19 protein-coding genes are annotated in these 26,067 nt (G+C 71.8%); 10 read left to right on the top strand and 9 right to left on the bottom strand.

Translation table 11 applies throughout. The features are described from left to right. Nucleotides 1-5: 5 nt before the first annotated feature. From ACIF80_RS27760 to ACIF80_RS27740, 5 genes are all read right to left on the bottom strand, one after another. Nucleotides 6-1,187: an ROK family protein gene (locus ACIF80_RS27760; protein ID WP_399809743.1), complete on the bottom strand. Its 1,182-nt coding sequence runs from the start codon at nucleotides 1,185-1,187 to the stop codon at nucleotides 6-8. A gap of 193 nt (nucleotides 1,188-1,380) precedes the next feature. After that, nucleotides 1,381-2,058, bottom strand: coding sequence for a GntR family transcriptional regulator (locus tag ACIF80_RS27755; RefSeq protein WP_332431850.1), 678 nt, complete (start codon nucleotides 2,056-2,058; stop codon nucleotides 1,381-1,383). 161 nt (nucleotides 2,059-2,219) lie between these two features. Next, the gene (locus ACIF80_RS27750) at nucleotides 2,220-3,167 is read right to left on the bottom strand and encodes a beta-ketoacyl-ACP synthase III (protein WP_399809687.1); all 948 of its coding nucleotides are present in this window, start codon (nucleotides 3,165-3,167) and stop codon (nucleotides 2,220-2,222) included. Nucleotides 3,168-3,357: 190 nt separating this feature from the next. Next, nucleotides 3,358-3,513 carry a hypothetical protein gene (locus ACIF80_RS27745; protein ID WP_399809685.1) on the bottom strand — a complete coding sequence of 52 codons (156 nt, stop codon included), beginning with the start codon at nucleotides 3,511-3,513 and terminating at the stop codon, nucleotides 3,358-3,360. Further along, a complete protein-coding gene (locus tag ACIF80_RS27740; protein WP_399809683.1) occupies nucleotides 3,482-4,825 on the bottom strand; it encodes an OFA family MFS transporter in 1,344 nt (447 codons plus the stop codon). Before ACIF80_RS27740 ends, ACIF80_RS27745 begins: the two co-directional genes overlap by 32 nt. Before the next feature lie 282 nt (nucleotides 4,826-5,107). Here ACIF80_RS27740 and ACIF80_RS27735 point away from each other — a divergent pair, with 282 nt between their 5' ends. The 6 genes from ACIF80_RS27735 to ACIF80_RS27710 all read left to right on the top strand — a co-directional run bounded on the left by ACIF80_RS27735 (nucleotide 5,108) and on the right by ACIF80_RS27710 (nucleotide 13,145). Beyond that, nucleotides 5,108-6,079: a 2-dehydropantoate 2-reductase gene (locus tag ACIF80_RS27735; RefSeq protein ID WP_399809682.1), complete on the top strand. Its 972-nt coding sequence runs from the start codon at nucleotides 5,108-5,110 to the stop codon at nucleotides 6,077-6,079. Beyond that, nucleotides 6,076-8,040, top strand: coding sequence for a molybdopterin oxidoreductase family protein (locus tag ACIF80_RS27730; RefSeq protein WP_399809680.1), 1,965 nt, complete (start codon nucleotides 6,076-6,078; stop codon nucleotides 8,038-8,040). Before ACIF80_RS27735 ends, ACIF80_RS27730 begins: the two co-directional genes overlap by 4 nt. A 28-nt stretch (nucleotides 8,041-8,068) precedes the next feature. After that, nucleotides 8,069-9,922 carry an NAD(P)H-dependent oxidoreductase subunit E gene (locus ACIF80_RS27725; RefSeq protein ID WP_399809679.1) on the top strand — a complete coding sequence of 618 codons (1,854 nt, stop codon included), beginning with the start codon at nucleotides 8,069-8,071 and terminating at the stop codon, nucleotides 9,920-9,922. Continuing rightward, entirely contained in the window at nucleotides 9,919-10,779 is an 861-nt protein-coding gene (locus tag ACIF80_RS27720; protein WP_399809677.1) for a 2Fe-2S iron-sulfur cluster-binding protein, read from the top strand. The genes ACIF80_RS27725 and ACIF80_RS27720 overlap by 4 nt, the downstream gene beginning before the upstream one ends. Nucleotides 10,780-10,805: 26 nt before the next feature. Then, complete coding sequence (gene fdhD / locus ACIF80_RS27715; protein ID WP_399809675.1) at nucleotides 10,806-11,651, top strand: formate dehydrogenase accessory sulfurtransferase FdhD; 846 nt, start codon at nucleotides 10,806-10,808, stop codon at nucleotides 11,649-11,651. A 288-nt stretch (nucleotides 11,652-11,939) separates the two neighbouring features. Beyond that, nucleotides 11,940-13,145 carry a DUF4185 domain-containing protein gene (locus ACIF80_RS27710; protein WP_399809741.1) on the top strand — a complete coding sequence of 402 codons (1,206 nt, stop codon included), beginning with the start codon at nucleotides 11,940-11,942 and terminating at the stop codon, nucleotides 13,143-13,145. Here ACIF80_RS27710 and ACIF80_RS27705 read toward each other — a convergent pair. Then, nucleotides 13,081-14,148, bottom strand: coding sequence for a bile acid:sodium symporter family protein (locus ACIF80_RS27705; RefSeq protein WP_399809740.1), 1,068 nt, complete (start codon nucleotides 14,146-14,148; stop codon nucleotides 13,081-13,083). The genes ACIF80_RS27710 and ACIF80_RS27705 overlap by 65 nt on opposite strands. 206 nt (nucleotides 14,149-14,354) lie before the next feature. Between ACIF80_RS27705 and ACIF80_RS27700 the strand changes: the two genes are divergently transcribed. The 3 genes from ACIF80_RS27700 (at nucleotide 14,355) to ACIF80_RS27690 (ending at nucleotide 18,446) form a co-directional block, all read left to right on the top strand. Further along, complete coding sequence (locus ACIF80_RS27700; RefSeq protein WP_399809738.1) at nucleotides 14,355-15,233, top strand: LysR family transcriptional regulator; 879 nt, start codon at nucleotides 14,355-14,357, stop codon at nucleotides 15,231-15,233. A gap of 421 nt (nucleotides 15,234-15,654) precedes the next feature. Beyond that, nucleotides 15,655-17,481 (top strand): AMP-dependent synthetase/ligase, encoded by a 1,827-nt coding sequence (locus ACIF80_RS27695; protein WP_399809673.1) that lies wholly within the window; start codon nucleotides 15,655-15,657, stop codon nucleotides 17,479-17,481. Nucleotides 17,482-17,624: 143 nt separating this feature from the next. Next, nucleotides 17,625-18,446 (top strand): aldo/keto reductase, encoded by an 822-nt coding sequence (locus ACIF80_RS27690; protein ID WP_399809736.1) that lies wholly within the window; start codon nucleotides 17,625-17,627, stop codon nucleotides 18,444-18,446. Between the two features lie 84 nt (nucleotides 18,447-18,530). On the opposite strand, the gene ACIF80_RS27685 is transcribed toward ACIF80_RS27690, so the two are convergent. The 3 genes from ACIF80_RS27685 to ACIF80_RS27675 all read right to left on the bottom strand — a co-directional run bounded on the left by ACIF80_RS27685 (nucleotide 18,531) and on the right by ACIF80_RS27675 (nucleotide 22,147). Next, nucleotides 18,531-19,232, bottom strand: coding sequence for an SDR family oxidoreductase (locus ACIF80_RS27685; RefSeq protein ID WP_399809671.1), 702 nt, complete (start codon nucleotides 19,230-19,232; stop codon nucleotides 18,531-18,533). Nucleotides 19,233-19,319: 87 nt separating this feature from the next. Next, nucleotides 19,320-20,243: a class I SAM-dependent methyltransferase gene (locus ACIF80_RS27680; RefSeq protein WP_399809669.1), complete on the bottom strand. Its 924-nt coding sequence runs from the start codon at nucleotides 20,241-20,243 to the stop codon at nucleotides 19,320-19,322. A gap of 182 nt (nucleotides 20,244-20,425) precedes the next feature. Then, nucleotides 20,426-22,147 (bottom strand): glycoside hydrolase family 6 protein, encoded by a 1,722-nt coding sequence (locus tag ACIF80_RS27675; protein ID WP_399809667.1) that lies wholly within the window; start codon nucleotides 22,145-22,147, stop codon nucleotides 20,426-20,428. 837 nt (nucleotides 22,148-22,984) lie between these two features. On the opposite strand from ACIF80_RS27675, the gene ACIF80_RS27670 reads away from it, so the two are divergent. Further along, nucleotides 22,985-25,903 carry a glycoside hydrolase family 48 protein gene (locus tag ACIF80_RS27670; protein ID WP_399809666.1) on the top strand — a complete coding sequence of 973 codons (2,919 nt, stop codon included), beginning with the start codon at nucleotides 22,985-22,987 and terminating at the stop codon, nucleotides 25,901-25,903. Nucleotides 25,904-26,067: the final 164 nt, after the last annotated feature.

The following is a 26,067-nucleotide window of genomic DNA, read 5'->3' as shown; positions in this document are numbered from 1 at the left end:
GCTGCTTACGCGGGTGAGAACAGGTGGTCGCTGATGAGCCGGGCCGCGCCGATGACTCCGGCGGTGGGGCCCAACTCCCCCAGAACGATGGGCAGGTTGCCGGTCGCCAGAGGCAGCGACTGGCGGTAGACCTGGGTGCGGATGGCGGCGAGCAGGGTGTGGCCGAGACCGGTCACCCCGCCGCCGATCACCACCAGGCCGGGGTTGAAGAAGCTGACCAGGCCGGCGATGACCTGGCCGGTGCGGCTGCCGCCCTCGCGGATCAGGTCGATCGCGGTGGCGTCCCCCGCTGCGGCCGCGGCGGCGACGTCGGCGGCACTCAGCGTGCCGTTCGTCTCCAGACGGCTCGCGAGTTCGGCGGAGAGCTGCTGCTGGGCGGCCTCCAGTGCGTCCCGGGCGAGGGCCGCACCGCTGAAGTGGGCCTCCAGGCAGCCCCGGTTGCCACAGGCGCACGGGCGCCCGTCGGGTACGGCCTGGATGTGGCCGATGTCGCCGGCGCTGCCCGTCGTACCGCGGTAGACCTCACCGCCGACGACGATGCCGCAGCCGATGCCGGTACCGATCTTGACGCAGAGGAAATCGGGGACGGTGCGGGCGACGCCCGCGTGCTGCTCCCCCATCGCCATCAGGTTCACGTCGTTGTCGACCATGACCGGGCAGCCGAGGTCCTGGCTGAGCGCCTCCCGCACGGGGAAGCCGTCCCAGCCGGGCATGATCGGCGGTGCCACCGGTATGCCCTCGGGGAACCGGACCGGGCCCGGGACACCGATGCCGGCGCCGTCGAACCCCTCCGCGAGTCCCGAGGCCTTCAGCTTCGCCGCCATGGACAGCACTTGCTCGAAGACCGCGACCGGTCCGTCGCGTACGTCCATGGGCTGGTTGATGTGTCCGAGGATCTCCAGTTCGGCGTTGGTGACGGCGACGTCGACCGAGGTCGCGCCGATGTCGACGCCGAGGAGCCGCAGGTGCGGGTTGAGACGGATGTTGTGGGAACGCCGGCCGCCGCGCGAGGCGGCGAGTCCGTCGGCCACGACGAGTTCCGTCTCCAGCAGCCGGTCCACCTCCACGGCCAGTTTCGACCGGGAGAGGTCGACCTGGTCACCCAGCTGGGCACGGGAGTTGGGTCCGCCGTCGCGCAACAGCCTGAGCAGTCGGGCCTGGTGGGCGTTCGCGGGCCGTGCCGTCATGCGTCTCACGAACCCCTCCCCGCCTCGATCGGCCTCTGCGCGCCGGATTCCGGCCACGTGTGTGGCGTGCTTTCGAAGGGAAAGTAGCAGCGGCTGCCGGAGGTGGGAAGAAGTCGCGCAGGAATTGCCCCCTACTTTTTCCACTCGCAGGACAAAGGGGCCGGCGCGGAGCCGCTTCCCCGGGTGTCCGTCGTCAGGATTTCGCCTGTTCGAGGTACGAGCGCCGGGTGTGCTCGGTGTGTTCGCGCATGAGCCGCTCGGCCAGCCGTTCGTCGCGGTTCACGATCGCGGTGATGAGGTCGCGGTGCTCGGCCCAGGACTTCCCGCCACGCTGCCGGGCGACGGGGGTGTGGTACCAGCGCACGCGGCGGCCCACCTGGGCGGCGAGTTCGGCGAGGACGGCGTTGCCGGCCAGCTCCATGATCTTGGCGTGGAAGCGGGCGTTGAGGGCGACGGCCTCGTCCACGTCGTCGGAGGCGACGGCCCGCAGGCCCAGGGCCACGATCTCGTCCAGGGCCTCGATGCCCGCACTGTCGGCGTTGAGCGCGGCGAGCCGGGCGGCCTCGGCCTCCAGCAGCGTGCGGACGGTGAGGAGCTGGTCGGCCTCCGCCTCCGTCGGCTCGTGCACGAACGCGCCCTGGGCGGGGCGCAGATCGACCCATCCTTCGGTGTTCAGCCGCTGGAGCGCCTCGCGCACGGGCTGCCGGGAGACGCCGAGGTGGCCGGCGAGTTCACTCTCGACCAGATGCTGGCCGGGCCTGAGAGCGCGGGTGGTGATGAGTTCGAGCAGTGCCTCGTAGACACGGTCGCGCAGCGGGCCCGGACGTTCGAGCTTGGGCACCGCCCCCTGGGGCAGTCCGGTCGACAGCATCGCGGTCCCCCTCCTCGGCAGCCCCCGCCCGGCCGCACGGCCGGTCGTACGGCACCGCCTGTAGTGATTGTCTTTCGTCTACAGTCTACAGCGCACGGATGCCAGGGGGAGGGAGAGTCGACCGCGTCACACCCTTACGAGGGACTTCTCGCGGGGGACGGTCAGGGGCAGCGGACGACCTGCCCCGCGTAGGAGAGGTTTCCGCCGAAGCCGAACAGCAGGACCGGGTCGCCGGACGACACCTCGCCCCGCTCGACGAGCTTGGCGAAGGCGAGCGGGATGCTCGCGGCCGAGGTGTTGCCCGACTCGGTGACGTCCCGGGCGACGACCGCGTTGACCGCGCCGATCTTGAACGCGAGCGGTTCGATGATCCGCAGGTTGGCCTGGTGCAGCACGACCGCGGCGAGGTCCTCCGGCGCGAACCCCGCCTTCTCGCAGGCCTGGCGGGCGATGGACGGCAGCCGCGTGGTCGCCCAGCGGTACACGCTCTGGCCCTCCTGCGCGAACCGCGGCGGCGTCCCCTCGATCCGCACCGCGTGGCCCATCTCCGGCACCGAGCCCCACAGCACGGGCCCGATCCCGGGCTCCTCGGCGGCCTCGGTCGCCTCGACGACCGCGGCGCCCGCCCCGTCGCCGACGAGTACGCAGGTGGTGCGGTCGGTCCAGTCGGCGACCTCGGACATCTTGTCGGCGCCGATCACCAGCGCGCGGCGCGCCGATCCGGCCCGTACCGCGTGGTCGGCGGTGGCGAGCGCGTGGGTGAATCCGGCGCACACCACGTTGATGTCCATCGCGGCGGGGCCGGGGATGCCGAGGCGTGCGGCGACCCGGGCCGCCATGTTGGGCGAGCGGTCGATCGCGGTGGAGGTGGCGACCAGCACCAGGTCGACGTCGGCGGGGGTGCGGCCGGCCGCCGCCAGCGCCTTGGCCGCGGCGTGCGCGGCCAGTTCGTCGACGGGCTCCTCCGGGCCCGCGATGTGGCGGGTGCGGATGCCGACCCGGCTCGTGATCCACTCGTCGCTGGTGTCGACCATGCCCGCCAGGTCCTCGTTGGTGAGCACCCGGGCGGGCTGGTAGTGGCCGACGGCGGCGATGCGCGAGCCGATCATGGGTGGGTCCCCCTCGTGTTGCGGTTGCGGGATTCACCAGTCTGATCAGTGACCCACGGGTACGCCGACAGGTGATACGACAGGATTCGGAGGCCGGGCTTGTCGGCTTCGGTCAGGCCCGCGGACGCCGGGACGCGCCCTTCGGCGCGCCCCGCGGGCGCGTCCGGACGTCCGCGCCCGGGGCCGTACGTCATCCGGTGAACAGTTGGGTCGCCTTTCGTACCAGTTCGTACAGGCCGTAGGCGAGGGGAACGCCCACCCACAGCCAGGCGAAGACGATCAGCCCGCGGCGGTCGGGGCCCGTCGCGGGCGCGTCAGGCGGACTCGTGCTGCTCTCGCCGCTCATCGGCGGCCTCCTTCGTCTCGTGGGGGCGGGACACGTGGTGCCGGGGGTGCACGGGGCGGACGAGTTCGTTGGCGACGAAGCCGGCCACCAGCAGCCCGATCATGATGATGAAGGACAGTCCGTACAGCGAGGAGCCGTGCCGTCCCGCCTCCTCCTGCCGGTCGGCGACCCAGTTCACGATGAGCGGGCCGAGCACACCGGCCGTGGACCACGCGGTGAGCAGCCGCCCGTGGATGGCGCCGACCTGGTAGGTGCCGAAGAGGTCCTTCAGATAGGCCGGGACGGTCGCGAAACCGCCTCCGTAGAAGGAGAGGATCACCAGCGCGCACAGGACGAACAGCGGCTTGGAGGAGTCGCCGAACATCGCGATCAGGGCGTACATCAGCGCGCCGACGCCCAGGTAGAGACGGTAGATGTTCTTGCGGCCGATCAGGTCGGAGGTGGAGGACCAGCCGATGCGGCCCGCCATGTTCGCCGCCGACAGCAGGGCGACGAAGCCGGCGGCGGCGGTCACCGACACCGGCGCGGAGGTGTCCGCGAAGAAGTCGGTGATCATCGGGGCGGCCTTCTCGAGGATCCCGATACCGGCGGTGACGTTCGTGCAGAGCACCAGCCACAGCAGCCAGAACTGCGGGGTGCGCAGGGCGTCGCGGGCCGAGACCTGCGGTCCGGTGAGGGCGGCGGCGGGCGCACCGCTCGTCGGCCGGGCGGGGCGGGGCACCCGCACCAGCAGGACGCCGAGCAGCATGAACACGGCGTACGTCAGCCCGTGCACGAGGAAGGCGAGCGCGATGCCGGTGTGGTCGCCGCCGAAGGAATCGAGCATCTGCGCCGACCAGGGCGAGGCGATCAGCGCGCCGCCGCCGAACCCCATGATCGCGATGCCGGTGGCCATGCCGGGCCGGTCCGGGAACCACTTGATCAGGGTCGAAACGGGCGAGATGTAACCGATGCCCAGGCCGATGCCGCCGACGAAGCCGTAGCCGAAGACGATCAGCCAGTACTGCTCGGTGGCCGCGCCGAGGGCGGAGAGCAGGAAGCCGGAGGAGAAGCAGATCAGGGCGACGGTCATCGCCCAGCGCGGCCCCCTGCGCTCCACGAGGGTGCCGCCGAAGGCGGCGGACAGACCGAGCATGACGATGCCGAGCTGGAACGGCAGTGCGCTCTGGGTGCCGCTGAGGCCGAGCGCGGACTCGAGCGGCGGCTTGAACACGCTCCACGCGTAGGCCTGGCCGATGGAGAGGTGGACTGCGAGAGCGGCGGGCGGTACGAGCCAGCGGCTCCAGCCCGGGGGTGCGACGGGAGGACTCATGAAACCCGGACGGTAGGGAGATCATCAGGGAATTGAAAACCCCGCGGGCCGACCGTATGCGGTGAACGGTATGCGGTCTGCGACGAACGGTCGGACCAACCGGTTTCTTCAGTAGGGGCAGGGTGGCGGGGCCGAGGGGCGGGCCGTGCGAAGCAGACCGTACGCGAACCCTTGCTGCACCCTCTTCCATACTGTAGACAATATTTCGTCGACATGATGCGGAATCCGATCCGTCGGCAGCCACCTCCGCGGTACTCCCTCGACCGAACGGAGCGTTCCCCAGTGAAAGTGGCAGTTCTCGGCGCCGGGGCCATCGGCGCCTACGTCGGCGCCGCGCTCCATCGCGCGGGTGCCGATGTGCACCTCGTCGCCCGTGGACCGCATCTGGCGGCCATGAGGCAGCACGGCGTGCGGGTGCTCAGCCCACGCGGTGACTTCACCGCCCGCCCCCACGCGACCGACGACCCGGCCGAGGTCGGCCCGGCCGACTACGTCTTCCTCGGCCTCAAGGCCAACGCGTACGCGGCGTGCGGGCCGCTGATCGCACCCCTGTTGCACGACACCACGGCGGTCGTGGCCGCCCAGAACGGCATCCCCTGGTGGTACTTCCACCGGCACGGCGGCCCCCACGACGGCCATCGTCTCGAGAGTGTGGATCCCGGCGGCGCGGTCGGTGCGGTGCTCGCGCCCGAGCGGGCGATCGGCTGTGTCGTCTACGCGGCCACCGAGCTCGAAGGGCCGGGCGTGGTACGGCATCTGGAGGGCACCCGGTTCTCGATCGGGGAGCCCGACCGCAGTGTCTCCGCGCGCTGTCTCGCGTTCAGCGGGGCGATGGTGGACGGCGGGCTGAAGTGCCCGGTGGAGCCCGAACTGCGCGGCGACATCTGGGTCAAGCTGCTCGGCAACATCTCCTTCAACCCGATCAGCGCCCTCGCCCGCGCGACCATGCGGCAGATGTGTCTGCACGGCGGCACCCGCAGGGTCATCGAGATCATGATGCACGAGACGCTCGCGGTCGCCCGTGCCCTGGGCTGCGAGGTCGGCGTGTCCGTGGAGCGCCGGCTGGCCGGTGCCGAGCGCGTCGGCGACCACCGCACGTCCACGCTCCAGGACCTGGAGCGCGGCAAACCGCTCGAGCTCGACGTACTGCTCGCCGCCGTCGTCGAGTTGGCGGAGATCACCGGCGTGGAGGTGCCCACCCTGCGCACCGTGCACGCCCTTTCGGACCTGCTCGCGCTGAGGAGCGCCGCATGAAGAGCACCAGGAAACGCGACCGGAGCCCGAAGACCTACACCCGGCTCACCCATCCGCTGGTCCGTGACGCGCGGGACGAGCCGTTCCGGCGGGCGACCTGGGAGGAGGCCCTGGACCGGGCCGCCCGGGGACTCGGCGCCGCGCGCGGCGCGTTCGGGATGTTCTCCTGCGCCCGCGCGACGAACGAGATGAACTACGTGGCCCAGAAGTTCGCCCGCGTCGTCATGGGCACCCACAACGTCGATTCCTGCAACCGTACCTGTCACGCCCCGTCCGTGGCCGGGCTGTCGGCCGCCTTCGGCTCCGGCGGAGGGACGTCGTCGTACGAGGAGATCGAGCACACGGACCTCATCGTGATGTGGGGTTCCAACGCCCGCTTCGCCCACCCCATCTTCTTCCAGCACGTGCTGAAGGGCATCCACAACGGCGCCCGGATGTACGCGGTCGACCCGCGGCGGACGTCGACCGCCGAGTGGGCGGAGAGCTGGCTCGGGCTGAACGTCGGCACGGACATCCCGATGGCGCACGCGATCGGCCGCGAGATCATCCACGCCGGCCTGGTCAACGAGGCGTTCGTCCGGCGGGCGACGACCGGGTTCGAGGAGTACCGGGAACTCGTCGAACCGTGGACGCTGTCCCTCGCCGAGAAGGTGACGGGGGTTCCGGCTGCCGCCATACGGGAGTTGGCGCACGCCTATGCCCGGGCCGAGCGCGCCCAGCTGTGCTGGACCCTCGGTATCACCGAGCACCACAACGGCACCGACAATGTCCGCGCCCTGGTCAACCTGTCCCTGCTCACCGGCCAGGTCGGCCGCTACGGCGCCGGTCTGCAGCCGTTGCGCGGCCAGAACAACGTGCAGGGCGGCGGCGACATGGGGGCGATCCCCAACCGGCTGCCCGGGTTCCAGGACGTCCTCGACCCCGCCGTCCGGCTGAAGTTCGAGTCCGCCTGGGGCACCGCCCTCCAGCCGCGTCACGGGATGACCCTGACGGAGATGTTCGAGGCCATGGAGGACGGTTCGCTGCGGGCCGTCTACTGCATCGGCGAGAACCCGGCGCAGTCCGAGGCGGACAGCGCCCAGGCGGTCCGGCGGCTGAGCGGGCTGGACTTCCTGGTGGTGCAGGACATCTTCCTGACGAAGACCGCCGAGTTGGCGGACGTGGTGCTGCCGGCGACCGCCGGGTGGGCGGAGACCGACGGCACCACCACCAACAGCGAACGCCGGGTGCAGCGCGTCCGCCGGGCGGTCACCCCGCCCGGCGAGGCGCGCGAGGACATCGACATCCTGTGCGATCTCGCCGCCCGCCTCGGCCACGACTGGAAGTACGCGGACGCCGAGGCCGTCTGGAACGAGCTCCGGTCGCTCTCCCCCGACCACCACGGCATGACCTACGGGCGGCTGGAGGAGCACCAGGGCATCCAGTGGCCGTGCCCGAGCACCGAGTCCCTCGAACCGCCTTATCTGCACGGCAGGTTGTGGGAGCCGGATGAGCGGCGGCGGGGCAGGCCGGCGCCGTTCGGGATCGTGCAGCACGATCCGCCGGTCGACCTCACCGACGAGGAGTTCCCGATCCGGCTCACCACGGGACGACGGCTCGACTCCTACAACACCGGTGTTCAGAGCAGCGGTTACCCGTCGCCGCTGCGGCGCGGCGAGTCCGTCGAGCTGTGCCCCGAGGACGCGGAGCACTACGGGGTGGTGGTCGGCGAGGAGGTGCGGGTGACCTCGCGGCGCGGATCGGTTCTGGCGCCGGTGTGGGTGGACACCGCGCTGCGGCCGGGCCTGGCGTTCATGACGTTCCACTTTCCCGACGAGGTGGACACCAACAAGCTGACGATCGAGGCGAACTGCCCGATCGCGGGGACGGCGGAGTTCAAGGCGTCGGCGATCCGGATCGAGAAACTTCCGGTTCCCGGCCGCGCGAACCGTCCGGCTCCTCCTGCCATCCGACCCATGTGACCCATGGGACCCAGGTGAGGTGACGTAAGTGGACCTGCGCTTCGGTGACAGCAAACCGACGGACGAGGAGCGGGCGGCGGTCGACGCGCTGCTCGGCCCTCCCGAGTCCTCGTGGGAGGGCGCCGACCGTACCGACGCCGATCTGAGGTGGGCCCGGGGCGGGCGGGAGGCCCGGGGCCGCCGCGACCTGCTGCTGCCGGGGCTGCACGCGGTCAACGACCGGGTGGGCTGGATCAGCGAGGGCGCCCTGGACTACCTGTGCCGGCGGCTGACGGTGCCGCCGTCGGAGGCGTACGGGGTCGCCACGTTCTACGCGATGTTCTCGGTCCGCCCGCGCCCCGCGACGGTACTGCACGTGTGCACCGACCTCGCGTGCGCGGCGGCCGGGGCCGGCGCCCTGTGCGCCGGGATCGAATCACGGCTCGGGACCACGCCCGGGGCCGGCGGCGCCGCCGGCGGCATCAGCGGGGTGAGCGTGGAGCGCAGCCCCTGTCTGGGCCTGTGCGAACGCGCCCCGGCGGCGTTGGCGATCCGGGCCGGGGACCCGGTGCGTACGGCGGTCTCCGCGCCGGCGACGGTGGAGTCCGCGGTGCTCGCGGCGACCGCGCCCGACGCGGCCCCCGACGAGCCGCCCGCGGTGATGGCCGTGCCCCAGGCGGGGGACCCCACGCTGACGCTGCTGCGCCGGGTCGGGGTGGCCGACCCGGAATCGCTGGACGACTACCGCGCCCACGGCGGTTACGCGGCCCTGCGCCGGGCCTTCGCGCTGGGCCCGGCCGGGGTGATCCGGGAGGTCACCGACTCGGGTCTGGTCGGGCGGGGCGGTGCCGCCTTCCCCACCGGCCGCAAGTGGCAGGCCACGGCGTCCCAGCCGGACCGGCCGCACCATCTCGTGTGCAACGCCGACGAGTCCGAGCCCGGGACCTTCAAGGACCGGGTGATCATGGAGGGCGACCCGTTCGCGCTGGTGGAGGCGATGACGATCGCCGCGTACGCGACCGGTGCCCACAAGGGGTACCTCTATCTGCGCGGCGAGTACCCGCGGGCGCTGCACCGTATGCGGTGGGCGATCGACCGGGCGCGGGCGCGCGGGCTGCTCGGCGACGACATCCTCGGCCAGGGTTTCGCCTTCGACATCGAGATCCGGCGCGGCGCGGGCGCCTACATCTGCGGCGAGGAGACCGCGCTGTTCAGCTCCATCGAGGGCTACCGGGGCGAGCCCCGCTCCAAGCCGCCCTTCCCGGTGGAGAAGGGCCTGTTCGGCAAGCCGACGGTGGAGAACAACGTCGAGACGCTCGTCAACGTTCTGCCCGTCCTGACGATGGGCGCCGCGGCGTACGCGGCGATCGGTACCGAACGGTCCACCGGTCCCAAGCTGTTCTGCGTCTCCGGCAGCGTCGGGCGGCCCGGCGTCTACGAGGTGCCGTTCGGGGCGACGCTGGGCGGGCTGCTGGAGCTGGCCGGCGTACGGGACGGGCTGCGGGCGGTGCTGCTCGGCGGGGCGGCGGGCGGCTTCGTCCGCGCCGACGAACTCGGTATCCCGCTCACCTTCGAAGGGACCCGTCAGGCAGGCACGACGCTCGGCTCGGGGGTCGTCATGGCCTTCGACGACACCGTCCCGCTGCCCCGGCTGCTGCTGCGCATCGCCCAGTTCTTCCGTGACGAGTCGTGCGGGCAGTGCGTGCCGTGCCGGGTGGGGACCGTGCGCCAGGAGGAGGCGCTCACCCGGATCGTGGAGCGCACCGGGGCCGGGGCCGCCGGTGACATCGCCCTGCTGCGCGAGGTGGGCAGCGCGATGCGGGACGCCTCGATCTGCGGTCTGGGCCAGACCGCGTGGAACGCCGTGGAATCCGCCATCGACCGTCTGGGGGCCTACGAATGACCGTGACATCGCTGGGGATTCCCCGCCGTCTGCTGGAGTTCACCCTCGACGGCGAGCCGGTCCGGGCGCCCGAGGGGGCGACGATCCTGGACGCCTGCCGGGCGGCCGGGAAGGACGTGCCGACCCTGTGCGAGGGCGACACCCTGACCCCGAAGAACGCGTGCCGCGTGTGCGTGGTGGAGGTCGAGGGCGCTCGCACCTTGGTCCCGGCCTGCTCGCGCAAGGCGGAGCCGGGCATGGAGGTGCGCACCGGCACCGAGCGGGCCCGGCACGCCCGGAAGGTGGTCCTCGAACTGCTCGCGTCCTCCGTCGACCTGTCGACGACCCCGCGGGCCGCCGAGTGGATCAAGGAGTACGAGGCGAAGCCGGACCGCTTCGGCCCGGACGCGGCCCGGGTCGACGAGGAACCGAGGGTCGACAACGACCTGTACGTGCGCGACTACGGCAAGTGCATCCTCTGCTACAAGTGCGTGGACGCCTGCGGCGACCAGTGGCAGAACTCCTTCGCGATCTCGGTCGCGGGCCGCGGCTTCGACGCCCGGATCGCGGTCGAGCACGACGGTCCGCTGACCGAATCGGCGTGCGTGTACTGCGGGAACTGCGTCGAGGTGTGCCCGACGGGCGCGCTGTCGTTCAAGTCGGAGTTCGACATGCGGGCGGCGGGTACCTGGGACGAGTCGGCGCAGACGGAAACGACGACGGTGTGCGCTTACTGCGGTGTGGGCTGCAACCTCACCCTGCACGTGCAGGACAATGAGATCGTCAAGGTCACCTCACCGCACGACAATCCGGTGACCCACGGCAATCTGTGCATCAAGGGCCGCTTCGGCTATCAGCACGTACAGAACCGGGACTGACCAGGAACCGACCAGGGACTGGGGACATGGGACGAGTCACAGAACGACGCAAGGTGGTCCGCATCCGGGACGGGGTGGTGTCCAGCCGCCCGGACACGCTCGTCACCGAGGAGCCCCTGGAGATCCGGCTGAACGGGAAGCCGCTGGCGATCACGATGCGCACCCCGGGTGACGACTTCGCGCTGGCCGTCGGCTTCCTGGTGAGCGAAGGAGTCCTGGCGACGGCATCCGATCTGCGGAACGTCGTGTACTGCGCGGGCGCGACCGCGGACGGGGTGAACACGTACAACGTGGTCGACGTGCAGACCGCCCCCGGCGTGCGGATCCCGGACATCACGCTCGAGCGGAACGTGTACACGACCTCGTCCTGCGGCCTGTGCGGCAAGGCGAGTCTGGACGCGGTGCGCACCACGACCCGCCATCCCATCGCCGACAGTCCGCCGCTGCGCGTCGGCCCGGAGCTGCTGGCGGGCCTGCCCGACCGGCTGCGCGCCTCCCAGCGGGTCTTCGACCGGACGGGCGGCCTGCACGCGGCGGCCCTGTTCGACGAGGCCGGGGAGCTGCTGGACGTCCGGGAGGACGTGGGCCGGCACAACGCGGTCGACAAACTGGTCGGCCGCGCCCTGCAGGGCGGGAACCTGCCGCTGTCCCGGGCCGTCCTGATGGTCTCCGGCCGTGCCTCCTTCGAGCTGGCGCAGAAGGCTGTCATGGCGGGCATCCCCATGCTCGCGGCCGTCTCGGCGCCGTCCTCGCTGGCCGTGGACCTGGCGGCGGAGACGGGCCTGACGCTGGTCGGGTTCCTGCGGGGCAGCTCCATGAACGTGTACGCGGGTGAGGACCGCATAGCCCTGCGGGCGGCGGCCCAGGGCTGACCCGGTCCCCCGCGGCACGGCGGCGGGGCCCCTGCCGGCGGGGAGCGCCCCCTGCGCCGCCGGGGCCCCGCCTCGAACCCACCGCCGCCGCGCCGTGCTCCACGGGGCAGGGCGGCGGTGCGGCAGGGCGGCAGGCCCCATGGACCCGGGCCACTCCTGCCACTAACGTCCCGGAGCGTGCCCGACGACGCAGCGCCAGCACGCGCAGGAACACGCACGGAGCCCCCGACACAGCCACCGTCACCGCCACAGACACCACCGCGGCCACGACGGGGAGCAGGACCCTGGATCGGCCCGGTCCTGGCCCTGGCCCTGCTCCTGGGGACCCTGCTGGTCCTCGGCCTCCCGGACCGCGAGGCCGGGCGGCAGGACGGCGGCGGCGCCTGCACTCCGCACACCGTCGCGTCCTGGGCCGAGGACGACGCCCTCACCTCCGAGTTCGCCCGCTACGGCGACGACGGCGCCCGTACCGACGACTGGACGGGCGGCGACGGCACGCACTCGGTGCGGCTGCCCGACGGCCGGCTGCTGTGGCTGTTCTCCGACACGTTCCTGGGCCGCGTGCACGGCCCGCCCAACCCGGTCGGCGAGTCGTACGCCTGGCGGGACATGACCGCGCCGATGGTGCGCAACTCGGCCGTCCTGATGCGCGACGGCCGGCTGGAGTCCACGCTCCCCGCCCCGCTCTTCCCCGATCCCGCCCCGGACCAGTGGCGCTGGCCGGTCGGCGCCCGGGTCGAACCCCGCTCCCCCGGTTCCACGGAGCAGGTCGTCCGCGTCCTGCTGTGGGTGCGTACGGCGGGGCGGTCCCCGTGGATCTACGGGGTGCCCACCGCCACCGAGGTCGCCACGCTCTCCCTGCCCGATCTGCGCCTGGAGTCGGTGGAGACGGTGCTCGACCAGCGGGAGGTGAGCGATCCGTCCCGGCGGGTGCTGTTCGGCACGACCCTGGTCGAGGAGGACGGCTGGACGTACGTCTTCGGCGGCGACGACGGCCGGGCCGTGGGCCGCGAGGCCTCGCAGGCGTACGTGGCGCGGGTCCCGGAGGGCGGGCTCGCCGACCCGGCTGCCTGGGAGCACTGGGACGGCACGGCGTGGCAGACCCGTGCCCGCCCGCGCCCGGTGCTCGGGGACGGACGGCGCACCGGTGTGGGCAGCGCCTTCTCGGTGGTGCGGGAGGGCGGGACGTACGTCCTGTTCACGATGGCCGCGGGCGTCAAGGGGCTGACCGCGGTGGCGGCGTACTGGTCCTGCTCCCCCACCGGGCCGTGGCGCGGCCCGGCGAAGGAGTTCAGCCCCGCGCTGCCGCACGGCGGGACCGGCGCGTACAACCCGCAGACGCACCCGGAGCTGAGCGGGGACGGGCGGCTGGTGCTCAGTTACGACGTGAACCTGCTCGAGACGTCCGGTGCCGGCGCCGCCGTGACGCTCAGCCGGAACGTGTCCCTGTACCGGCCCCGGTTCGTGACGATCCGGCTGGGACCGGGGCGGTGACCTCCTCGGTGACCGCCGGGGTGACGGCCCCGGGCGGGCCGACTGCGTCGCGCGAGCGGCGTTTGGCGATCACCGCGCACACCATGAGCTGCATCTGGTGGAACAGCATCAGCGGCAGCACGGCCAGCGAGGCCTGCGCGCCGAACAGCACGCTCGCCATGGGCAGTCCGGCGGCCAGGGACTTCTTCGAACCGGCGAACTGGATCGCGATCCGGTCCGCCCGGCCGAACTTCAGCGCCTTGGCCCCGTACCAGGTCAGCAGCAGCATCGCGGCGAGGAGTACAACCTCCACGGCGAGCAGGCCGCCGAGCCGGGCCGGGCTCACCCGGTGCCAGACGCCCTCGACCATGCCCTGGCTGAACGCGGTGTAGACGACGAGCAGGATCGAGCCCCGGTCGACGAGCCCGAGCACCTTCCGGTGGCGGAGGACGAACTCCCCCACCCAGCGGCGCAGCACCTGCCCGGCGACGAACGGCACCAGCAACTGCAGCACGATCTTCGTCACCGAGCCGGCGGAGAACCCGCCGGCGCCCAGGCTCCCGTCTCCGCCCCCGCCGAGCAGCGCCGCCGCCAGCAGCGGGGTCGCCACGATGCCGGCCAGCGAGGAGAAGGAGCCGGCGCAGATCGCGGCGGGCACGTTGCCGCGGGCGAGGGAGGTGAAGGCGATCGACGACTGGATGGTGGACGGGACGAGGGTGAGGAAGAGCAGGCCCTGATAGAGGGGGTCGCTCAGGATCCCGGCCGGGACGAAGCCGCGGGCGGCCAGGCCGAGCAGCGGGAAGACGACGAAGGTGCAGGCCAGGACGGTGCCGTGGAGCCGCCAGTGCCGGAGTCCGTCCAGTGCCTCACGGGTGGAGAGGCGGGCTCCGTAGAGGAAGAAGAGGAAGGCGATGGCCGCGGTGGAGGCGCCGGAGGCGATGTCGGCGCCGGTGCCGCGCGCCGGGAGCAGCGCGGCCAGGCCCACCGTCCCGAGCAGGAGCAGGATGTACGGGTCGACCGGCATCCGGCTCGGCCAGTGCGGGCGTTTCACGGTGTTTCACTTGCTCCACTCACTCGGGTCCACTGGATTCCGCCGGGGCGTCCCCGTACGGGCACGGGGGACCCCTCCCCATCCTGCTCCCTCCCTCCGTGATCGGGAATCCCGTATACCGCTCTCACTGTCATCGCTTACCGCGATAGCCGCGTTAGTCTGCCGGGATGGCGGACGAGATGTACGACCCGGCGCAGCTGCGGACCTTCCTGTCCGTGGCGCAGACGCTGTCCTTCACGCGGGCGGCGCGCCGCCTCGGGGTGCGGCAGTCGACGGTCAGCCAGCATGTGCGGCGGCTGGAGGACGCCACCGGGCGGCAGCTGTTCACCCGGGACACGCACTCGGTGGAGCTCACCGGGGACGGTGAGGCGATGCTGGGCTTCGCGCGGCGGATCCTGGACGTGCACGAGCAGGCGGCGCAGTTCTTCACCGGCACCCGGCTGCGCGGCCGGCTGCGGTTCGGGGCGTCGGAGGACTTCGTCCTGACCCGGCTGCCGGAGATCCTGGAGCGGTTCCGGTACGAGCATCCGGAGGTCGACCTGGAGCTGACGGTCGAGCTGTCGGGCACGCTGCACGAGAAGCTGGCCGCGGGTGAGCTGGACCTGGTGCTCGCCAAACGGCGGCCGAAGGACCTGCGGGGCGAGCTGGTGTGGCACGACGAGCTGGTGTGGATCGGTGCGCAGGGGCTGCGTCTCGCTCCCGGCCGTCCGGTGCCGCTGATCGTGTACCCACCGCCGGGCATCACCCGCGAACTCGCGCTGCGGGCGCTGGAGCGGCAGGGCCGTGAGTGGCGGATCGTCTGCACCAGCGGCAGTCTCAACGGCCTGGTCGCGGCGGCCCGCGCCGGGCTCGGCGTGATGGTGCACGCGCGCGGGATGATCCCGCCGGGGCTGGTGCGGGTGCCGGACCGGGCGGAGCTGCCGGAGCCGGGCCGGGTGGACTTCGTGGTGGCGCACGGCCGGCGGCGCCCCTCCGCGCAGGGCGCGGCGCACGCGCTGGCGGCGGCGATCCTGTCGGGCGGCGACCGCCTGCACCGCACCGGCGGCCAGGCCCGCTGACCGGGGGCGCCGTCCGGGATCCGCCGCCCCGGGAGCCCGGGGGCCCTCTCCGACGCACAGGCCCCACCCTGCGCACCGTGCACACCAGGCGCACCGTGCACACCAGGCGCACCGTGCACACCAGGCGCGCCCTGCGCACCCTGCGCGCCCGGAACTCCCGCCCCGCGCCCGCCGACGCACCCCGCCCCCTTCGATGGAGAGATTCGGTGGAGATTGCGGCGCCGAACCTTACTCAACGGTCAGGTTTCTGTCCGGCCCTTCCCCATGTGAGCGCATTTTTCCTTCGCCGGCCGGCCCGGACGAGCGTACCGGCCGGTTTTCCGGCCCCTCCCGCCCTCCGACCGGTTGGGGTAGCTTTCACCGCGCTGTGCAGGGGGAATGCGGGTCCACCATTCGACGGCCGAGGAGCGGGGAGCGGGGATTGCGCGAGTTCACCAGCCCTGCCCCGGCGTTGCCGCCCCCGGTGGGCGGTCTGGCCGACGTGGTCTTCCAGTACGCCGAGGAGGACCCGCGGCGGGTCGCGCTGGGCCGCAAGGACGCGGCCGGCGAGTGGCAGGACGTGACGAGCGCCGAGTTCCGTGACGAGGTGCTGGCGCTGGCCAAGGGCCTGCTGGCCGACGGCATCCGGTTCGGCGACCGGGTCGCGATCATGTCCCGTACCCGCTACGAGTGGACGCTGTTCGACTTCGCGCTGTGGACGGTCGGCGCGCAGGTCGTGCCGGTCTACCCCACGTCGTCCGCCGAGCAGTGCTGCTGGATGCTGCACGACGCCGAGGTGACGGCGGCGGTGGTGGAGCACGAGGACCACGCGATGACGATCGCCACCGTCATCGACCGGCTGCCGCGGATGCGCCGGCTGTGGCAGCTCGACTCCGGCGCGGTGCAGGAGCTGTACGAGGCGGGCGCGCACCTGGACGACGAGGTGGTGCACCGGCACCGCAGGGCGGTCACCCCCGACACGGTGGCGACCGTCATCTACACCTCCGGCACCACCGGCCGCCCCAAGGGCTGTGTCCTCTCGCACGGCAACTTCATGTACGAGGCCGACACCGTCATGGACCGCTGGGAGCCGGTGTTCCACTCCCGGAAGGGCGACCGGCCGGCGACGCTGTTGTTCCTGCCGCTGGCGCACGTCTTCGGGCGGATGGTGGAGGTGGCCGGCATCCGCGGCAAGGTGAGGCTGGGGCACCAGCCGCGGCTCGACGCGGCGGTCCTGATGCCCGATCTGGCCGCGTTCCGGCCCACGTTCATCCTGGCCGTGCCCTACGTCTTCGAGAAGGTGTTCAGCACGGCGCGGCGCAAGGCGGAGCGGGAGGGCCGCTCGGGACCGTTCGAGCGGGCCGTCGAGGTCGCCGTCAGATACGCGGACGCCGTCGAGGCGAAGGCCTGGGGCGTCGGGCCCGGCCCCTCGGCGTCCCTGCGGATGCAGCACCAGCTGTTCGACAAGCTGGTCTACGCGAAGATCCGCGACGCGATGGGCGGGAGGATCCGGCACGCCATGTCGGGCGGTTCGGCGATGGACCGCCGGCTCGGGCTGTTCTTCGCGGGCGCGGGCGTGCACGTCTACGAGGGGTACGGGCTGACGGAGTCGACGGCGGCCGCCACCGCCAACCCGCCCGAGCGGACCCGGTACGGCACGGTCGGCCGGCCCATTCCGGGGGTGAGCGTGCGTCTCGGGGACGACGGTGAGATCTGGCTCAACGGCGGCACCGTCTTCCAGGGCTATCTCAACCGTCCCGAGGCCACCGACGAGACCCTGCACGACGGCTGGCTGGCCACCGGCGACCTGGGCTCCCTGGACCAGGACGGCTATCTCACCATCACCGGGCGCAAGAAGGAGATCCTGGTGACCTCGGGCGGCAAGAGCGTCTCACCGGGACTGCTGGAGGAGCGGGTGCGGGACCATCCGCTGGTGAACCAGTGCATCGTCGTCGGCAACGACCGCCCGTACGTCGCCGCCCTGGTCACCCTGGACCCGGAGGCGGTCGAGCACTGGCTGTCGATACGCGGCAAGCCGCGTCCGGCGCCGGCCGAGCTGGTGCGGGACGCGGCGCTGGAGGCGGAGGTGCGGCGGGCGGTGGTGGCGGCCAACACCCTGGTCTCGCAGGCGGAGTCGATCCGGACCTTCCGGATTCTGGCGCAGCCGTTCACCGAGGAGCAGGGGCTGCTCACACCGTCGCTGAAGCTGAAGCGCAGGGCGATCGAGAAGGCGTACGAGGAAGAGGTCGAGGCGCTGTACCGCGTGTGAGGTACCGCCGCACGGCGGTGCTCCGCGCCCCGGAGGCGCGCTCACCGTGCGTGAATCGTGCCGTCAGGAACGCATCACGGGCGATGATCGTTGACCATGGAAGTTACACCGGACCCCGACCGAAGGATCGAGAGCTCGTGAGCATGGTCCCCCCGATCACCCTGAACAACGGCGTCGCGATGCCCCAACTGGGTTTCGGCGTCTGGCAGGTACCGGACGACGAGGCCGAGACGGCCGTCGCGGCGGCGCTGGAGGCGGGCTACCGCAGCATCGACACCGCGGCCGTGTACGGCAACGAGGAGGGAACCGGCCGGGCCGTCGCCGCCTCGGGCGTTCCCCGCGAGGACCTCTTCGTCACCACCAAGCTCTGGAACGACGACCAGGGGTACGACGCCACCCTGCGCGGTTTCGACACCTCCCTGTCCAGGCTCGGCCTGGACTACGTGGACCTGTACCTCATCCACTGGCCGACACCGGCCCGCGACCGCTATGTCGACACGTACCGGGCGTTCGAGAAGCTGTACGCCGAGGGCCGGGTCCGTGCCATCGGCGTGTCCAACTTCCTGCCCGAGCACCTGGAGCGCCTGATCGACGAGACGTCGGTCGTACCGGCCGTCAACCAGATCGAGCTGCATCCGCATCTCCAGCAGTCCGCCGCCCGGGAGTACCACGCGGAGCGGGGCATCGCCACGGAGGCCTGGTCGCCGCTCGGCCAGGGCAAGGGCCTGCTGGAGGTCCCGGCGATCGTGGCCATCGCCCGCAAGCACGGGCGCACTCCGGCACAGGTCGTACTGCGCTGGCACCTCCAGCTCGGCAACGTCGTCATCCCCAAGTCGGTGACGCCGTCGCGGATCGAGGAGAACATCGACGTGTTCGGCTTCAGCCTGGACGCGGAGGACCTCGCGGCGATCAGCGCCCTCGACGAGGACCGCCGTCTGGGCCCGGACCCGGCGACGGTGAACTGACCTCCGGGCCCGCCCGGCCGCGGACACGGCGGCGGCCTCCCCCTCGCCGGGGAGGCCGCCGTCCGGCCGTCCGGCCGGGGCTCGTCAGTTGGGCTGGCCCACGGGACGGACGACCACGGTGTTGACGTCCACCCCGGCCGGCTGCCGCATCGCCCACACGATCGACTCCGCGATCCGGTCGGCGGTGAGCAGACGACCGGGCGGGAGGCTGCCGTACGAGTCCCAGAACGGGGTCTCGACGCGACCGGGCGCGACGAGGGTGACACCGACGCCCCACTCGGTGACCTCCCGCCGGGCGTTCTCGGCGAGCCCGGTCACCGCCCACTTGGTCGCACCGTAGAGGTTGCCCGGCGTCGGCACGAACCCGGCGACGCTGCCGACCAGGACGATCCGTCCGCGGGTCTCCTTCAGGGCGTCGATGGAGGCCCTGATCAGCAGGGCGGGGCCGAGAACGTTGGTCAGCACCATCTCGGTCCACCCGGCGGGGTCGCCCTCGGCGACCGAATCGTGGGTGGCGACACCGGCGTTGGCGACGACCGTGTCCAGCCGGCCGAATGCCGTCAGCACGGTGTCGACCGCGAACCTCACGTCAGCGTACTCGGCCGCGTTTCCGGGGATCGTCACCAGTCCTTCCGGTTCCCCGAGCTCCTTCGCGAAGCGGCACAGCCGCTCCTGGCCGCGGCCCGTGACGGCCACTCTCTCTCCCGCGTCCAGCAGCCGCCGGGCCACGGCGGCGCCGATTCCGCTCCCCCCGCCGGTGATGAGCGTGACCGGTGAGTCGGTCATGGATACCCCCTGTGTGTCGTCGAGTGCCGGGAAGTCCATCACTTGGAGAGTTCTCCAAGTCAAGCCCGCGCCACCGGACCGGGCGGGCTACACCGGGCGGACGGCCGTGTGGACCGTGTGGGCCGCCAGGTAGAAGACGTCGGGGCGGTGGTGCACGCTCGCCTCGTCGGCCGGGTCGAGGAGGCGGTCGAGGGTGGCGCGGTCGTCGGCGTCCAGTTCCCCGGCGAGCCTGTCGCGGGTGCGGGTGAGGATCTCGACGACGTGGGCACGGGCACGGTCGGGGGCCGGGGCGGGGAGGTCGAGGAGGAAGGTGCGGGAGCGGTTGTGGTGCAGTCCGGCCGCGGTCAGCAGGGCGGGCCAGTCCTCGGTGTGCGCGACGGAGCCCGGCAGTTCGGTGCGCATGCGGGTGAACCAGTCGGCCTCCACGGCGTCGATGCGGGCCTGGAGTCCTGGCCGGCCGATACCGATGTCGCGCGGCAGGTACCGGGTGGGCAGGCCGCCCTCCATGACGCCCAGCGTGCCGCCGGGCGCGAGCCGGGCGACGTAGGCGGCGAGTGCGGCGCGCTGGTCGCCCAGGTGGTGGACGCTGCGGCTGGCCCACAACAGGTCGGCCGGGTACTCCAGTTCGTCGAGCACGCCGGGGAGTTCACCGGCGAGGGTGCCGAAGCGGTCGCCGAAGCCGTACCGGGCGGCGCGTTCCGCTGCCCGGTCGAGCAGCGGGGCCGAGCTGTCTGCGGCCACGATGCGGGCGCCCTCGAAGACCTCGGCGAACAGGCACGAGATGACGCCCGGCCCGCTGCCCGCGTCCACGACGAGTCCCGGCTCCGTCACCTCCTTCGCGAGCCAGCCGAGGGCCCGTTCGTACAGGGGCGTGAACAGTTCGGCCTCCGATTCGAGCAGGGAGGCCATCTCCGCCCAGTCGGTCCCGGTGTCCGTGGTGCCGTGGCCGTGGTGGTGGCCGTGCCGGTCGTCGTTCCGGGGCTCGTGGTGATGGTGGTCGTGGTGCGCCATGGAGGTCAGCCTCTCCGCTCGGATGCGGACAGAGTGCGCCGACGCACCGGGGAGAGGCCAGTATTGTTGCCGTTACGGCAAAGCGGTTTCCCGAAATCGCTCCTCCGGGCGTGAGCGGTCCGCCGGGGGCCTACCGGTGGATCGGAGTCAGCCGGAGGTCGGCCGGCCGGTCGGGCCGCCGGTCAGGGCAGCGGCGGGTACGCGTTCCGCATGAGCTCCTGGAACTGGGCCGAGAACCAGTGACCGGAGACCGGGGCGTCCGGCAGGGCGCCGGTGAGGTTGTTCCCGTTGCGCGGGGTGCCCGTGTAGGCGGGGTCGCACATCCGGTCGAAACCCTTGCCCTCGTCGTTCGGGATGGCCTTGCTGGCCCCGTCGGACTCACCCGGGGGCTTCATCCACACGTAGGCGTCGATGCCGGTCTCCGGTGCCGCCTTCGGGCGTTCGCCGAGTCCGGCGCCGGACTGGTTGCACCAGTTGCCGATGTGGATGCGGCGGTCGTAGCGTCCGCCGTCGATGTAGGTGTCGACGCTGGTCGTCGCGCCCGGTCCGGTGGGCCGGGCGTTGCCGCCCCAGCCGTTGCGGGAGGTGTCGATGAGCATGCCGATGTTGGTGTCGAAACCGGTCGAGACGAGTTCGTTGCGGAAGGCCTGGGCGAAGCCCAGTTCGTCGACGTACCGGTTCCAGTCGACCCACTTGGACTCGCGGACGGACTTGCCGGCCACGGAGTCGTTGATGGTGAAGTTCCTCTCCTTCAGCGCACTGTAGTTGGCGGTGTTGGTGATGAAGCCGTGCACGTCCGACGGGGTCGCGCCCTCGGCGGTGGCCGCGTCGTGGAACACGTCGGCGGAGGCGCCGAAGTTGTCGTCCCAGCCGATCCAGCCGTGGTGGCCGGCGTCGACGTAGTTGTACACGTTCCCCACGTCGCCGAGCTTGTTCAGGGCGTAGCCGACGCCCTTGACGTAGTTGCCGTTGGCCTTCATCACGTCGCACTCCGGCGTCGCGGTGGGCCGGCTGCCGGTGTTGGTGACGAGGTTGGGCAGGGAGTCGATCTCGACGGTCGTGACGATCCGCAGCGAGCTGTACTTGTCGTCGGCGAGGATCGCGGCGATCGGGTCGATGTACTCGGTCTTGTAGCGGCCGATCTCCGTCGGGCCGAGTTCGCCGTTGGAGGCGAGGGCGGCGCAGTCACGGCCGGGCAGGTTGTAGACGACCAGCTGGATGACGAGTTCGCCCGAGCCCTTCTGCACGAGTGCCTCGTCGAGGTGGTCGCGCAGGCCCATGCCGCCGTTCACGCCGTTGATGGCGGCGATGCGGTCCAGCCAGACGCCGGTGGGCTGGTCGGCGATGCGGCTGCCGCCCGGCTCGGCGGCGGCCTTCGCGGACCACTCGGGGTTCACGTACACCTTGGCGCCGCTGTACGGGTTGTTGACGCGGTCGCCGGGGTCGGTCGGATCGGTCGGGTCCGTGGGGTCGGTCGGGCCGCCGCCGTCGACGTTGCACGTGACACCGTCGAGGGTGAAGGTGGCGGGGACCGCGTTGCTGCCGCTGTAGGTGCCCTGGAAGCCGAAGGTGGCCGAACCACCGGTCGCCAGCGTGCCGTTGTAGGACTCGTTGGCGGCGGTGACGTTGCTGCCGGACTGGGTGACCTTGGCGTTCCAGCCGCTGGTGATCCGCTGGTTGCCCGCGTAGGACCACTTCAGCGCCCAGGACGACTTGGCGGCACCGAGGTTGGTGACGGTCACGGCGGCGGTGAAGCCGGTGTCCCACTGGTTCTGCACCTGGTAGTCGACGGTGCAGGGAACGGCGGCGGCACCGACACCGTCGGGGACGACGGCGTACGCCGTGCCGGTGGCGCCGGCGACCAGCGCCATGGCAGCGAGGAGCGCGGTTCTCGTGCGACTCATGAGTGCGGGTTTCCTATCCGTTGGGGGTGTCCGGACGCGCTGTACGAAGAGGGGTGTCCATAGGGGGAGTCGAAGGCCGGCAGTGGCCGGACCCGGGCGCGCGTGGCTCGCACGCCCGGTGCCGTACGGCGTGGGGGTGCCTCGGGAGCGGAGGATCAGGACGTGGTCCGGTCCGCGGTACGGGGCGTGCGGGGGCCGGACCGGCCCGGGTCCTGTCGTCGGACTCGCGTCGTCCGGCCGGAGGGCGGGCCGTGCGGCGTCATGGGGCTCCCCCCTGCTCGGGCGCAGCCGAGAACTCGGGGAAGCGTGCAGGGTGTCGCGCGGCAGACGGGAGTGTGACGACGGGGCCCGGAGGGGTCCCACGGAAGTGCGCTGCCCCCGCGCCGGAGGTGCGGGTGGTGCCGTGGAGCGGGAACATCGCGGTTCCGGTGCCGGCGTCCTTCGGGGAGGCCGTGGCGGAGTGCTCCGCCGTGCACACGGGTGCGAACTCGTGCGTCGTGACGACCGGTGCGACCGGGATGCCCGCGCGGGGCACGGACGTACCGGCGACAGGACGTAAAAGTACTGAACGCGGGGGGTGCCGCATGAGCGACTCCTTGCAGTTCGGACGCGTCGTGACGGACGCGTCGACTGATGGAACCGCTCCCACTGGTGCACATGAAGCTAGCGCCAAGTGACGGCAAAGAACAGGGGAGTCACCGACATTCAATGAACTCCGGTCATCGAATCTTTTCGACTCTCCACAAGCCTTGACCGCCTCTGACCCCATCCTCACTATGGGAGCGCTCCCACTGGTTCAAGCCTTGACCTCTCCGAGTCGCAGGAGGAACCAGCACCATGCGCCCCCCACCCAGAAGACGCCGCGGCGTCCGGCGACTGCTGACGGCCGCCGCGGCAGCGCTCGCACTTCCGCTGACGATGCTCTCCTCAGGATCGACTCCCGCTCAGGCGGCCGCTGTTCAGTGCAGCGTGGACTACCGCACCAATGACTGGGGTTCCGGCTTCACCGCGGATCTGACCCTCACCAACCGCGCCGCGGAAGCCATCGACGGCTGGACCCTCACCTACGACTACGCGGGCAGCCAGCGGCTGGTGAACGGCTGGAACGGCAGTTGGAGCCAGTCCGGCGGCACCGTCACGGTGCGCGACGCCGGGCACAACGCGCGGATCGCGGCCGGCGGCGCCGTCACCACCGGTGCGCAGTTCTCCTACAGCGGCAGCAACACCGCGCCCGCCTCCTTCGCCGTCAACGGCACCACCTGCACGGGGGCCCACCAGCCGCCCATCACCGTGCTGACCAGCCCCGAGGCCGGCGCGGTCTACACGCGGGGCGAAACGGTTCCGCTCGCGGCGACCGCGGCGGCGGCCGACAACGCGACGATCACCGAGGTGGAGTTCTACGACGACACCGAGCTGCTGGGCACGGACACGAGCGCGCCTTTCACGCTCTCCGCCGCTGGGTTGACCGTGGGCAGTCATTCGCTGACGGCGAAGGCCTACGACAGTCTGGGCGCCTCCGCGAACTCGACCCCGGTCGGCATCACCGTCGCCTCGGGCCCGGCCGTGGTGGCGACACCGTCCCAACTGGGCGTCCGTCAGGGCCAGTCCGGGACGTACGAGGTCAAGCTGTCGACCCGGCCCAGTGCGAACACGACCATCACGACGACCCGTGCGAGCGGCAACTCCGGGCTGTCGGTCACCGCGGGCGGCTCGCTCACCTTCACACCGTCGAACTGGAACACCGCGCAGAGGGTCACGATCTCCGCCGCCGCCTCGGGCACCGGTTCGGCGCTCTTCGAATCCTCGGCCCCAGGCCACGGCAAGGCCGCGGTCACGGTGACGCAGCTGGGCGCGACGAAGGCGTACGACGCGCGCTTCCTGGAGCTGTACGGGAAGATCACCGACCCGGCGAACGGCTACTTCTCGCCCGAGGGCATCCCGTACCACTCGGTGGAGACGCTGATCGTCGAGGCGCCGGACCACGGCCACGAGACCACCTCGGAGGCGTACAGCTATCTGCTGTGGCTGCAGGCCATGTACGGCAAGGTGACCGGTGACTGGTCGAAGTTCAACGGGGCCTGGGACATCATGGAGCGGTACATGATCCCGACCCACGCGGACCAGCCGACCAACTCCTTCTACAACGCCTCCAAGCCGGCGACGTACGCGCCCGAGCTCGACACCCCGGCGCAGTACCCGGCGCCGCTGGACACCGGCGTCTCCGTCGGTCCGGATCCGATCGCCGCCGAGCTGAAGTCCGCGTACGGCACGGACGACGTCTACGGTATGCACTGGCTCCAGGACGTGGACAACACCTACGGCTACGGCAACGAGCCCGGCACGTGCGAGGCGGGTCCGGCGGCGACCGGGCCGTCGTACATCAACACCTTCCAGCGCGGTTCGCAGGAGTCGGTGTGGGAGACGGTGCCGCAGCCCACCTGCGACGCCTTCAAGTACGGCGGCCCGAACGGGTATCTGGACCTGTTCACCCAGGACGCCTCCTACGCGAAGCAGTGGAAGTTCACCAACGCCCCGGACGCCGACGCGCGCGCGGTGCAGGCCGCCTACTGGGCGGACCTGTGGGCGAAGGAGCAGGGCAACGGCGGGGACATCTCCGCGACCGTCGCCAAGGCCGCCAAAATGGGCGACTACCTGCGCTACTCCATGTATGACAAGTACTTCAAGAAGGTCGGGAACTGCACGAGCCCGTCCTCCTGCCCGGCCGGCACCGGCAAGGACGCCTCGCACTACCTGATGTCCTGGTACTACGCCTGGGGCGGCGCGACCGACACCTCGGCGGGCTGGGCCTGGCGCATCGGCTCCAGCCACGCGCACGGCGGCTACCAGAACCCCCTCGCCGCCTACGCCCTCAGCTCCTACGACGCCCTGAAGCCGAAGTCGGCGACGGGTGCGCAGGACTGGGGCAGGTCCCTGGACCGGCAGCTGGAGTTCTACCGCTGGCTGCAGTCCGACGAGGGTGCCATCGCGGGCGGCGCCACCAACAGCTGGGCGGGCCGCTACGCGACGCCGCCGGCCGGGACGCCGACGTTCCACGGCATGTACTACGACGAGAAGCCGGTGTACCACGACCCGCCGTCCAACCAGTGGTTCGGCTTCCAGGCGTGGTCCATGGAGCGGGTCGCCGAGTACTACCAGCAGAGCGGCGACGCGGACGCCAAGACCGTGCTCGACAAGTGGGTCGACTGGGCGCTGTCCGAGACGACCGTCAACCCCGACGGCACCTTCCGGGTCCCGTCGACGCTCCAGTGGTCGGGCAGGCCCGACACCTGGAACCCCTCCTCCCCCGGTGCCAACAGCTCGCTGCACGTCACCGTCGCCGACTACACCAACGACGTCGGCGTGGCCGCGGCCTACGCCAAGACGCTGACGTACTACGCGGACCGCTCGGGCGACACCGAGGCCGCGGACACGGCGAAGGCACTCCTCGACGGCATGTGGGACCACCACCAGGACGACCTCGGCATCGCCGTCCCGGAGACCCGCGCCGACTACCACCGCTTCGACGACCCCCTTCAGGTCCCGAGCGGCTGGACCGGCACCATGCCGAACGGCGACAGGATCGACTCGTCGTCGACGTTCGACTCGATCCGTTCCTTCTACCAGGACGACCCGGCCTGGTCGAAGATCGAGTCCTATCTGGCGGGCGGCGCCGCGCCCACCTTCACGTACCACCGGTTCTGGGCCCAGGCCGACATCGCCCTGGCCATGGGCTCGTACGCGGAGCTCCTCGAATAGCCCCCGCCGGCGCTCCGCGTGCCGGCCCCGGCACCTGACGCCGGGGTCACGGCGGCCGGGGGGGGGCCCCCCCCCCCCCGGGGGGGCCCCCCCCCCCCCCCCCCCCCCGCCCCCCCCCCGGCGCGCCCCCCCGCCCCCCCCCCCCCCCCCCCCCCCCCCCCCCC

The organism is Streptomyces sp. NPDC085927 (assembly GCF_044540975.1).
Taxonomy (GTDB): domain Bacteria; phylum Actinomycetota; class Actinomycetes; order Streptomycetales; family Streptomycetaceae; genus Streptomyces; species Streptomyces hirsutus.
This window is presented reverse-complemented; position numbering and strand designations above follow the sequence as displayed.